General features: G+C 59.6%; 8 protein-coding genes. 3 read left to right on the top strand and 5 right to left on the bottom strand.

Annotation, left to right across the window (positions count from 1 at the left end; translation table 11 throughout):
* The first annotated feature begins 229 nt into the window (after positions 1-229).
* Entirely contained in the window at positions 230-4,510 is a 4,281-nt protein-coding gene (locus tag J8C06_RS08455) for a translocation/assembly module TamB (RefSeq protein WP_211428275.1), read from the top strand.
* A 29-nt stretch (positions 4,511-4,539) separates the two neighbouring features.
* Here the strand turns inward: J8C06_RS08455 and uvrC are convergent, their stop codons facing one another.
* The 5 genes from uvrC to J8C06_RS08430 form a co-directional block, all read right to left on the bottom strand.
* On the bottom strand, positions 4,540-6,384 hold the full coding sequence (uvrC, locus tag J8C06_RS08450; protein ID WP_211428274.1) for an excinuclease ABC subunit UvrC: 1,845 nt from the start codon (positions 6,382-6,384) through the stop codon (positions 4,540-4,542).
* Positions 6,385-6,446: 62 nt separating this feature from the next.
* Positions 6,447-6,956: a hypothetical protein gene (locus J8C06_RS08445; RefSeq protein WP_211428273.1), complete on the bottom strand. Its 510-nt coding sequence runs from the start codon at positions 6,954-6,956 to the stop codon at positions 6,447-6,449.
* A 33-nt stretch (positions 6,957-6,989) separates the two neighbouring features.
* Positions 6,990-7,541 (bottom strand): hypothetical protein, encoded by a 552-nt coding sequence (locus tag J8C06_RS08440; RefSeq protein ID WP_211428272.1) that lies wholly within the window; start codon positions 7,539-7,541, stop codon positions 6,990-6,992.
* 50 nt (positions 7,542-7,591) lie between these two features.
* Positions 7,592-8,875 (bottom strand): tetratricopeptide repeat protein, encoded by a 1,284-nt coding sequence (locus tag J8C06_RS08435; RefSeq protein WP_211428271.1) that lies wholly within the window; start codon positions 8,873-8,875, stop codon positions 7,592-7,594.
* Positions 8,856-9,773, bottom strand: a complete 918-nt coding sequence (locus J8C06_RS08430; protein ID WP_211428270.1) for a methyltransferase domain-containing protein — start codon at positions 9,771-9,773, stop codon at positions 8,856-8,858. The genes J8C06_RS08435 and J8C06_RS08430 overlap by 20 nt, the downstream gene beginning before the upstream one ends.
* A gap of 252 nt (positions 9,774-10,025) precedes the next feature.
* Between J8C06_RS08430 and J8C06_RS08425 the strand changes: the two genes are divergently transcribed.
* Together J8C06_RS08425 and J8C06_RS08420 are read left to right on the top strand one after the other, a co-directional pair.
* Positions 10,026-10,565, top strand: coding sequence for a CarD family transcriptional regulator (locus J8C06_RS08425; RefSeq protein ID WP_211428269.1), 540 nt, complete (start codon positions 10,026-10,028; stop codon positions 10,563-10,565).
* A gap of 62 nt (positions 10,566-10,627) precedes the next feature.
* A complete protein-coding gene (locus J8C06_RS08420) occupies positions 10,628-12,016 on the top strand; it encodes a hemolysin family protein (RefSeq protein ID WP_211428268.1) in 1,389 nt (462 codons plus the stop codon).
* Positions 12,017-12,068 lie beyond the last annotated feature (52 nt).

The following is a 12,068-nucleotide window of genomic DNA, read 5'->3' as shown; positions in this document are numbered from 1 at the left end:
AAGTTCATCGCAAGCATAAAAAGATTTAGCCGACGCGCCACTGGTTAGGCTAGCTGTGGCACGAAGGTCACCATTTGACCAAAGGTTTTGTGGAGAAGGCAATCTGCTGGTTCAGCCGGGCAGCTAGCCATTGGCTGGAACCCTGCGGAAAGGGAACGCGCCATGCTAGGCTGCGTTGACTGGCAGTGTGGCGCGGAGCGCCAAAGCCTCTGTGGTTTAGGTTTTTCTGATGGCTTTGACACGCAGACGAATCGTCATCATCGGATTGCTTGGCCTGACGCTGGCGATGGTCAGCCTTCTGACGTGGGGCATCGTTTGGCTCAACCGCGGCGGGTTGGACGACTGGGCGCGCCGCCTGCTCATTGCCGAACTCGAACGGCAAACCGATGTGCGGGCTGAAATCGGTGAACTGCGCGTGCATGTGTTCTCTGTATCGGCCGAAGCCAGGCAAATTGCCTGTTTCCTACCGGGTGACACCAAACCATTCTTCACGGCTGATCGCCTGGCGGCTGAAGTCGAAGTCGAAAGCCTTTGGCGACAGGCCTTTTCAGTGCGTCATGCGGCGCTTGACCATCCAACGCTCAATATCGTTTTTGACGAGCGGGGAGTGAATCTAGCGCGTATTCGGATGCCGGAACGCAAACGGACGCTGCCCACCGAACCCGATGAACCACTGGTAGATGAAGTCCTGCGCGGTGGACGGGTGGTCGTGCGGGATGGGCTAGTCAACGTTGGCGCCGAGACCTATGGCGTACAAGGACAAGTCCGTAACTTCAATCTCTTTGGCCGCGCGGCGGATGAACAAACCCTTCAGGTCGAAACCGGCTTCGATGCTGGCGAGGTAAGCATTACCGCCACGGATGGCCGGCGGCGGATGTTGCGGGACGCCACGTTGCGCCTCACGGCCGAAGTCAAAAAAGATGCCGCCAACATCCAGTCGCTAATCATCACTACCCCAATGGGCGAGATGACGCTGTCCGGCACCGTGCGCTGGCCGAATGAAAACGTGCGCTACGAGGGCAATGCTTACGTCGTGCTCGATCTGGCGACAGCCAGCCAGTCGCTTTTGGATGGGCTTCCGTTGACGGGCCGGGTTCAGATGCCGGTTCGGGTGGCCGGTGACGCGACGGGACTCGTGCTTGAGGGCAACCTCGAACCCCTGACCGGGCGACTGGGAGGCGCGTCCGTCGCTGGGCTGACGGCGGCCTACGTTCTCGATACACCTTTTGGGCAAGTCCCAAAACGCGCGGAGGCGGATGTCAAGGCCGGACAGGTGACCTTTGCCGGGTATGTCCTGGACGCCCCGGCTGCGCATGTTTCCGTATCGCCAGTCGCCGTGGACATCACCGACATCACCGCGCGCGTCCTGGGTGGTCGGTTGCAAGGGCAGGCGCGACTGGCTTATCCAGCCGGCACCCGTGAACGTTCCATGGCCAAACTGACTGCCAGCGGGCTTGATGTCGAACAGCTTACTCGTCGCCTGGCCGTTGCTCGCGGTTCACTGGCTGGGCGCGGACAGGCGCAACTGGATGTGACATGGCCTGGGCTTGATGCGCTCCAGGCAACCGGACGGATACAGGCCGCCTTGACCGGGCAGGCCCGTCCGCCGGATGCCAGCCCAGACACCACGCCACTGCCGCTCTCGGTTGAAGCGCGCGCCATCCTGACCCCGGGGGTCGTGCAGGCTGACCCGTTTCTGGCCCGTGTTGGGGAAGGCACGCTAACTGTTTCTGGACGTTATCGCTGGCGCGCACGTGAAGTAGAGGCAACGGTGGATTACCACACGCCTGAACTCGCCCAGGCGCAAACGCTGGCAACGTGGTTGGGGGTCAAGATTCCAGCACTCACAACGCAAACCGATGAGGCTCGGTTAGAGCTGCGTGGCGCGGGCGATGTCACCGGGCAGCTTTCTGGAAACCTCCGCGCCCTGACCTTGAGCGGAACGGCAAGCGTTGGCGAAATTCGAGTCAATGACCAACGAATTGGTCGGGCTGCCGTCCACTTCGAGGCTGCGCCCACCCAGCTAACGGTGACGGAAGCTTCCCTAATCCAACCGGATGGCGGGTGCGTGATAGCCAGTTTTGGAGGCGGCTGGACGGAAGCGCACCCGACACAAGTCAAACTCAGGGCCTATGATCTCAGGCTGGCATCGGTCGGGGCAATCCTCCAGACGATTCCAGCCACCAAGTCGGTGGGCGAGCAGTTGACGGCGGCCGGGGGCATTGCCGCTGGCGATCTTGACCTCACGGGACTTCCCAATCTGGCAACCCTGCGAGCTGGATTGACACTGCGCGACTGGACCAAGGCCGTGGAAACCATCCGTGGCGGGGGGACGTTGGCACTCACCGCCACGAAAACCCCAGTCGGTGAGTTGCGGCGCGGCGAAGCGCGGGTTTCATTCCGTGACCAAGGGCTGGTGGTTGATGGCATTGTCTCCCGTTTCCCGGCCGGCGTCCTCAACGGTCAAGGGCGCTACAACCCGACTGATGGCGCTTATGAAGTGACCCTCCAATCAAACGGACTCGATGCCAAGGCCCTAGGTCAGTCCCTGGGGCGTTCGGACATACCGCTCGATGGCGTCATCCAGTTGGATTTCAGTTCACGCTCCACGGTCGGGCAAATTCTGACCAACCATCTTGATTTTGCACTCAAGGCGACCAGCGAGAAGCTCACGGTCGGCAATGATGATTTCCGGGATGTGCGGCTGGCGGCAGCCAGCGATGCGGCCGGTGAAAAAGCGACGCTCACGCTGACCGCGCGGTATCGTGATTTTCCCTACCGCTCGGACGCCACTGTGACCTACCTCGATCCAGACGGCGAATTGGCCCTCCTCGTCGAAAGCCAGTTTGATTTCGACCGGACACCGCTCACGCCACTCCTCGCCATTTTCGATATTGGACCGCAAAGCCTCAGTGGCGAAGTCACTGGTCGTTTACGCTTGGCGGGACCGCTTTATGCCGTTGATCCAGCGACCGATGAAGGCGGCTTCACAACCAGTAAGCTGGCATTGACCGGCGATTTTTCGGCGCTCAAGTTGGCCGTCCCGCTGGGCGAACTGGGCGCAGCCGCGGATAACTACGTCATTGTCAATGACGGACCGCTTCAGTTCAGCCTGAGTGACCGCGCGCTGGAGTTCAAAAACTTTCGCCTCCGGGATGAACCCGGCGATACCACGTCGTTTTCACTATCCGGGCGGCTTGGGTTGTTGAGTGGGCGCGACACGGTGACGGCCGATGGCAAGGTGGACTTGAAGCTCCTGCGTGGTTTTTCAAAGCGCATCACCTCACGCGGACTGCTGACCATCAAGGCAACCATTGCCGGAAGCTTGGCCAATCCACGGCTCACCGGCTACACCGATCTCGACGACTTTGGGCTGCGCATCACCGACGTGCCGCTGGCGCTCGAAAATGGTGGCGGACGGGTGTTGTTCAATGCCAACCGGGCGCAAATCGAGACCCTGACCGCCGATGCCGGAAGCGGCAAGGTCGAGGTAACGGGCGGGGCAATTTTTGAACGAATCAGCGATGTGCGGTGGCGCTTTGGGATTCGGGCGGAAAATGTGCGGGTCAAGTACCCACGCGACATCCGCTCACTGGCGGATGGCGATCTGGTGTTACAAGGGAATCAGTCGCTGCAAGTCCTCAGCGGCGTGGTGCGGATCAAGCGCGCCGAATACACCACGAACACCGATTTGGCGACGCTGGTTCGGACGCAGTTCGTTGGGCTAGGGGGGGTCGGCAGTTCACTTCAGACCCGTGCGAAGCGGAATACCTTCACGACGCTCGATGTCCGGGTAGAAGCGCCGGATACGCTCTTTATTCGGAATAACATTGCCGATGTGGTCGGCTCAGCGTCACTGCGCTTGAGCGGTTCGATTGACGACCCGGACGTTTCTGGTCGGATTTTGATCACCCGTGGGCAACTCGAGTTTCGCAACGACCGCTTCGAGGTCACGCGCGGCATTGTCGCCATTCCCGAAGGACCAACTGGAACGACCTTCTACGACATCCAGGCCGAGGCCACGATTCAGGGCTACCGGATCATTGTCGGCCTCACTGGCACGGCTGACAACTTCAACCCCATTTTGCGTTCGGAGCCAAACCTGCCGCAATCGAGCATTCTGTCGCTGCTGGCGACTGGGACGCTGCCACCGCCGGACATTGCCAACACAACGACGGCGGCCCAGCAAGCCAATGTGAGTGCCGCGACGACCCTGCTTTCTGAACTGCTCACCGAGCGCATCGAGGAACAAACCGGGCGACTCTTTGGCATCAATCGGTTTCAGATTGACCCGTTGCTGGTTGGGCGGGGTGGTGACCCGACGGCGCGGCTCACCGTCGGGCGTCGGATTACGAAGGACTTGAGCGTGACCTTCTCCACCAACCTGGCGACCGCCGAGGAGCAAATCATCCTGATTGAGTACCGCTTGCGTAGCAACCTCTCGATTATTGGGCTGCGTGACCAGCAGGGGAACTTCGGGTTTGACGTGCGTGTGACCAAGCGTTTCTAGCCCCGACCTGGCGAGCCTGCACCGGCACCTCAGTCTGCCTTCGCGGCTGGCTGCGCGCTTTCGAGTGCGTCGGGGTGGAAGTGCCGCCAAATTGCCCTTGCCCGCGGTTCTCCGACAAAGGGCGTCAGTTCCGCCAAGCTTGCCCGCCGAATGTTGTCGAGGCTGCCGAGGTTGCGGAGCAGGCGGGTCTTGAGCTTTGGCCCAATGCCGGGGATGGATAACAGTTCCGAGTCGAAATCGCGTAACGTCCGCCGTTGACGGTGAAAGGCCACGGCGAACCGGTGCGCTTCATCTCGAATCATTTGAATGAGCCGCAGAATCGGTGAGTGGCGCTCCAGCCGGATTGGGTCATGTTCGCGGCCTTTGACAAAGATGATTTCCTCGCGCTTGGCAATGGATGCCAGGGGTAGCGCCTCCAGCTCAAGTTCACGCAGCGCTTGCGCGGCCGCACTGAGCTGACCCTTTCCCCCGTCCACAAGTACCAAATCGGGCAGCGGTTTTGCTTCGCGCAAAAGGCGGGCATAGCGCCGCCGGACAACTTCTTGCATCGAGGCAAAATCGTCGCCGCCGGTCGCCGTCTTGATGCGAAACTTCCGGTACTCCGGTTTGGCCGGCTGCCCGTTTTCACAGACGACCAGTGACGCGACGGCTTCCGCCCCCTGAATATGCGAAATATCGAAGCACTCAATCCGGGCCGGAAAGCGCGGTAGCTCAAGTGAGTCGGCGAGTTCGTCCAGGACCTGCGCCAAGTCGGGCTTGAGTGTGCGGAAGCGCTGGTCAAACGCGACCCGCGCATTGCGTTCGACCAGTTCCACCAGCTCACGCTTTTGCCCACGCCGTGGATCCAGAATGCGCACTTTCGCGCCGCGCCGTTCGGATAAAAAGCTTTCGAGCACATCGCGGTCGGCAAAGTCGTGTGGCGCGTGAACCTCGTGCGGCACGTAGTTGCCCAGCGCGTAGTACTGCGTCAGCGCCTCACCGAGAAACGTCGCCGCGTCAAACCGGTCATCCGGCGGAAGGTCCTCCCAGAAAAACTCGCGCCGCCCAATGATGCGCCCCTCCCGCATGGTGAAAAGCTGCAACGCCAGCCGCGCGCCGTCCCGGTAGTAGCCAAAAATGTCCACATCGGCGGCATCTTTGAGCATCATCTTTTGGGTTTCGCCCAGCCGTTCGATGAGGCGAAGCTGGTCGCGGTAGCGTGCTGCCTGCTCAAAGCGCAGCGCTTCTGAAGCTCGCTCCATCCGCGCCTGTAGCTCGGCAACGAGCTGTTTGTTTTTGCCCTCGAAAAACAACTTCACGTCGCGGACGGCCTCAGCGTATTCGGCTTTGCTGCACAAATCGCGCACACATGGGCCAAGGCAGCGCTTGATGTGGTATTCCAGGCATGGACGGTCGCGCCGCCCATCAATCTCAATCTCACATGTCCGCAACTGAAACATCTGGTTGACGAGCCTGAGCGTCTGGTGGGCCAGTGAAGCCGGTAAGTAAGGCCCGTGATAGAGCGCGCCGTCGTTGAGCACGCGCCGCGTCTTGATCACTCGTGGGAACGACTCGTTGAGCGTCAGCTTCAGGTGCGGATACTGCTTGTCGTCCTTGAGCAGGACGTTGTAGCGCGGCTTGTATTGCTTGATGAGGTTACTTTCGAGAACTAAGGCTTCGATCTCGGTGTCGGTGACGATGAACTCGAAGTCGGCGATGCGCGCCACCAGTTCCTGGGTCTTTGGATCATGCTGGCGGCTGGACTGAAAATAGCTCCGCACGCGGTGGCGCAGGTTTTTGGCTTTGCCGACGTAAATGACCTGGCTGCGGCTGTCTTTGTGTAGGTAACAGCCAGGGCAAGTTGGCAGGCTGGACAGTTTTTCAGCAAGAGACATCGGGGCTGGGGACGCAAATCGTCAAAGGTTGGCCAGCGTGGTGGGGGCGTACCTCGGATGCGCTATTTCGCCAGGGCAGCGCTGGCGCCGTCAAGCAACAGGCGCGCCATTTGGAGCGCGGTACGGCGTGCCGCCAGATCGTCGTCGGTAATGGAAAGTCGTTCAAGGCGCGTGATATGCATTTCCATGTCATGGCGGACGCGCGCCAGTGCCTTGCGCAGCTTGGGGTCTTGCTCGCCTTTGGTTTCGGCCACGGCATCGAGCTTATCGGCGAGTTCCTCCAGAAGGCTGGCGTAAGCCGTCAGGAGCTGACGTGGCGACCCAGTAGGTGGATCGCCCCACGCTTCGCGCTTGGGTGGTTGGTCTGGACGCCCTTCGAGCGCGTCGAGGCGGCGACTGGCCAATCTAAGGAAAACATCAGTTCGCCGGTCAATTTCCTGGGCCTCGCGGATACGCTCGATTTCCTGCTCGTTGAGCGTATCTCCACGACGCTGGGCCAGGGCTGAACCAGCCTGGCTACCAATCTGGATGAGGAGCGCCAACAGGATGCCAAGCACCCAGTGGCGTTGCATAAACCGGCCGGACATCGTGCAAGTGCCAGACCACTATTCGGTGGTTGTTTCCGTGCTTGCTTTCAGGAAGCCATCCCCAAAGAAGGCATTGAGCGATTCCCGGCGAATGGTCTTGGCCCGACTCAGCGCGTGGCGCACACAGCTTTCGTGGCAGTCCGGCATCTCGTTGGACAGCCATTCCAGGAGCGGCAGGTGTTGGCGCAGGGTAATCTCAAGTTTGCGATACATCTGATTGCGAACCTTCGGTTTGGCAATCTGTTGCGTGTAGCCATGTGAGTAGTCGAGCAAGTTTGCGTACCCCCGCAATGCCTGGGCGGCGGCGTCAAAGTTTTCACGCTTGACCGCGTCCGCTGCCAGGGCCAGACGGTTTGTTCCGATCCGCAGACAATCCTCGACATGATCCTTGGGGTTGGTTTTCTTCTGTAGGGACTGACGTTCCACTTCCGAGAGACCGTCCGGGAGAAGCGCGCCGGTGTTACCCAGGTCGTCCCCCCAGGATAACCCACCTAAAACCACCATCCAGAGCCAGAGGCCAAGGAGTCGCCGTACTTGACCACGATTGAACCACAACGTCGAACGCTGCATCGTCGTCACCTCCATCGGCAGGGAAACCTGCCGGCGACTATCCCGCCGAGCTATGGTTTCCGTGGTTTCGATTGTTCGGCTTGCCGCTTCAAGCTTGGCAACCGAAGTTGGACTTTTTCGATTTCGAGTCGGTTTTGTGTGCCATCAGCGCGGGCAAGAAAGGCCTCGTAAGCCGCCAGCGCCATCCTGTAGTCGCGTATCTTGTCATAACATACGCCCAGAAAAAAGTAGGTTGCGGCAACTTCCGGTTGTAAGCGGCGCAGGGTTTCAAAGTGCTGGGCAGCTTCGGCAAAGCGCTCAAGCTTGAAGAGCGCCGTGGCCAGCCCGGCGCGTGGCGGGGTAGCTTCCGGCGACTGCGCTACCAACGGGGCATAGGCTACCGCGGCTTCGGCAAAGCGCCCGGCCCGAAGCAGCGCGGCGGCGGCATCCAGTGCGGCATCACTGGTCAACTCGGCTTCGATGGTGGCCAGTCGTTCATCGTTGGGGAACTGCGTTCTGGCTGAACGGATAAACGCTCGAACGGCATCCTGGCGGCCAAGCTGGTGAAGTGCGCTGATGATGTCGGCGGCAAGCTCCGGTGTGGCATTGACGGTATAGGCCCGTTGCCAGTCGTCGAGGGCGGCTTCGGCGCGCCCCTGGGCAGCGTAGGCATCACCCCGTCCACGGCGCGCTACGGGATGATCCGGCAAGCGACTAAGCACACGGGAAAACGCCTCAATCGCAGGTTCTATCTGCCCGCCGAGGCGATAGGCTTGCCCACGCAACACATCAACGTCAGGTGTCTTGGCGTCCAGTCCAAGCGGATCGAGCAGAGCGAGCGTTCTGTCCGCCTCCTGGCGCGCAAGTGCTAGTTGTGCCAGTTGGAGTCGCGCCTCCCGGTTTTCCGGTGACAGTTCAAGCGCCCTGGCATAGGCCTGCTCGGCTCGCTGGTTGGCTCCGACCGCCAGCGCGGCAGCACCCAAGTGGAGCCAGCCACGCAAGAAATCGGGCTGATGGGTTAGGCAGTGTTCAAAGGCTGCGACCGCTTCCGTGGTGCGCTTGAGTGCAAGGAGCGCCATGCCGCGCTGAAAGTGAATCGGTGCGAGCGTGTCGTCGAGCGCAAGGGCCGCATCGTAAAGACGGAGCGCCTCGTCCAACTGGCCGGCCTGGTGAGCATCTTGTCCGGCTTCAAAGAGCCTGACGACATCTGTCGGACGCACATCCGGCGCTTGGGCTGTGGCTGGGCAATCCCCGCCGCCGACAGCAAACCAAGCCACAAACAGCAGGGCGGCCCACCTCCCGGCTTTCCATCGGTAGCCAGTCGTTTGGAGGCGGCTAGTTACGTTCGTCGTCATGATTGATTTTGTCGTCGTCATCGGTCATGTCGTCTGCGGCTTCCTCGTCAGCCTCGTCTTCATCGTCAGTCAGGTATGGCGGTTCGATGCGACCGACGAGCAAAGCGGCTTTGATGCTGACCTCAAACGGATACGCGCCACAATCACGGTCAATGATGGCTTGTAGCGATGCCTTGACGGTCTCGATATGCGCCGGCGGCACAATGGCCAGCCAACGGTCGAGCCAGTAGCCGGCAATGAGCGGTGAGTCAAGGAAATCCTGCCCGCTATCAAATTTGAAGATTTCTTTACCAACCGTGATGTGGATGCCGCGCAGCCCAACCGCGGCCGCTTGGTCGCTCAGGTCGGACAGTGTGGGATAGGTATGCAAGAGCGCTTCAAGCGGTGTCGCCAGCGTTTCCGCCAAGTCACATTCATAGAGCGCCTCCCAAAGGACTGAGAAAAACTCGTCAAAGCTGCCACGGGAAACCACATAGACGACGGCTTGTCCGTCTTCTCCCACGCGCTCACGTAGCATTGCCAACATCGGCTCAAGGGCCGTGGTGGGAAGAAGGGAGGCATCCCCCACCACAAGGTCATAGCCGTCTTCGGTGAAATTATCTACAAGTTCTTGACTTTCAATAAGATACAGATTGTCAAGCTGGGCGACTTGACATTTGTCACGCGCGATCTGAAGGCGTGCTGGGTTGCTGTCGCTAGCTGTGACCGTACCAGTCTCGCGGAGTCGGTGCGCCAGTTCGATGGCCAGTCCGCCGGTGCCGCACTCAACCAGCAGGATGCGCCCACTGGCTGGAAGGGAAACCGTTTCAGTCAACAGCCGGTCGAAGCACTCACACCACAGGGGCGCAATGGTGAGGTCATAAACGAAAGCGCGCGTACGGTCATCCGAACCTGGCATAGGGCGAAATCCTCGTGAACATTGGTTGGTGGGAACTGGCGCGCGAGCGGCGCGACCATTCCAGGCGAGTCATTTCGTGATGGATGGTATCGCAATCCGTTTGACCGTCCACCCTATCCGGCGTAAAATGCTCAACGGTCGTGTTTTATGTTTTTGGGTAGCGCTCTCGAATACGAGTCATCTGCCATTTCTACCCAGTCCGTGCTGACAGGCTGGCACGGTTCCTTCTTCGTTCTTCAGGAGGTCATTACTGTGGGATTCAAAGTAGGCGACAAAGTGATTTATCCCAATCACGGCATCGGCGTCATCGAAGTGATCAAGCGCATGGAGTTTGATGGTGTCGAGATGGAGTTTTACCAGTTGCGCCTGAGTGGAAATAACACGACAGTCAATGTCCCAGTTGACAAGGTCCAGTCCATTGGCATTCGCACCCCCATCAAAACGGTTGACGGTGAAAAGTTGTTGAAGCTGCTGGCGACGAACTTCGTGGCGCCGCCTTCCGACTGGAAAGACCGTTTCAAGGAGTTTTCAGAAAAGATGCGAACCGGCGACATCTTCAGCGTCGCGGAAATTCTCAAGCACCTGACGTATCTCGGCAGCCTCAAGCCACTGTCGTTTCGTGAGAAGCGACTGCTTGAGCGCGCCCGTTACTTGGTCATCAGTGAGCTGACCATGGCTTCTGGCAAGCCACAGGGCAAGGTTGAGGAAGCGGTCGAACAAGCGCTTCAAAAAGCCTTTGTAAAGTTTGAGAAGAAAAATGGCAAAGCCGCCGCTTCGGCCGCAGCCGTGTAGGACTGTTGTCCCCTGTCACCGCTGCGTCAGTTGACGATTCCACTGATCCAGGCTGGTTAGGAATGGATGACTCCGTTCCCATTGTCGTCCTCAAACTCTTGAGTGTTGGGCTACTCGTGGCCGCGAATGCGTTCTTCGTGGCGGCTGAGTTTGCGCTGGTCGTGGTGCGGCGTCCACGCTTGCTCTCGCTGTCCGCCGGTGGGAGTCGGCGGGCCGCGGTGGCGCTGCGTTTGTTGGATGACATTGACGGGACGATTTCCGCAACCCAGTTTGGGATTACGCTCGCCAGCTTGGCTTTGGGGTGGGTTGGCGAGCTGACCTTCTCACGGATATTTGAAAGCTGGCTTTCCGCTTTCATACCGGGGGGGCTGTGGTTGTTTGTCTCTGCGCATGCCTTGGCGGTGGCCGTGGCCTTTGCCCTGATCACCACCCTGCACATTGTCTTTGGCGAGCTTGCGCCCAAGTCATTGGCACTGGCGCGTTCAGAGCAGATCGCTCTTGCCGTTGCACTTCCCTTGGCGATCTTTTGCCGAGTCTTCAGGCCCTTCATTTGGCTGCTGGATCGTGCCGGAAGCCAAACCGTGCGTTTATTCGGTGTCGTTCCGGTGCGTGGCGGGCATCACGCGGCGGCCTATACGCAAGAAGAAATTCAGCAACTCGTCGCCTTATCCCACCAGAGCGGACACCTCAAGGCCGATGAGCAAGAACTGATCCGCAATGTCTTTCATTTCAGCGACACGGTTGTGCGCGAGGTCATGGTGCCGCGGCCAGAAGTCATTAGTCTTCCACTGAAGGCCAGCTCGGATGAAATCTTGCAGACGTTATGTGAGTCAGGTTATTCCCGGCTGCCGGTTCACGATGCTCATCCAGATAACATCGTGGGTTTTGTTCACGTCAAGGATATTCTCCACCGCCTCGTGCATAAGGATACGCACCAGAGTGCGCTTTCAGTGCAGGAAATGCTCCGCCGGCCAGTCTTTATCCCTGACACGGCCCATCTCGAAGAAGCTCTCCGCCAGCTTCGGGCGGCACAGTCGCCGCTTGGGGTGGTTGTGGATGAGCATGGCACCGTTGAGGGCATCGTGACGCTCGAAGACATTCTTGAGCAGCTTGTTGGTGACATCCGCGACGAACACGACGTAACCGATGAGGAAGTGATGGTCTGGCATGAGCCAGACGGAACCCTCATTTTCGATGGCACGATTGCCATCCGTGAAGTCAACCGAAAGTTTGGCCTGAACTTACCTGAATCCGATGACTACGCTACGCTGGCCGGCTTTCTCATGATGCAAGCTGGGCGACTCCTCGATTCGGGCGATGTCGTCCGTTATAACGGGTATGAGTTTCGGGTCGAGCAGGTTGAGCGGCGGCGGGTGGCGCGGGTGCGCGTGACCAAGCTCGCGGAATCACCCGTTTTACCGCCGGTACTCCTCCGCCAGCCATCCGTTTAGTCAAGTCATCGGCTGCGTACTGGCCCGTAAACCTGTTTCTGAAGGCAGCACG

This window comes from Chloracidobacterium validum (assembly GCF_018304825.1).
GTDB classification, from domain to species: Bacteria; Acidobacteriota; Blastocatellia; order Chloracidobacteriales; family Chloracidobacteriaceae; genus Chloracidobacterium; species Chloracidobacterium validum.
The sequence above is the reverse complement of the archived record's forward strand: the minus strand, read 5'-3'. Positions and strand labels throughout refer to the sequence as shown.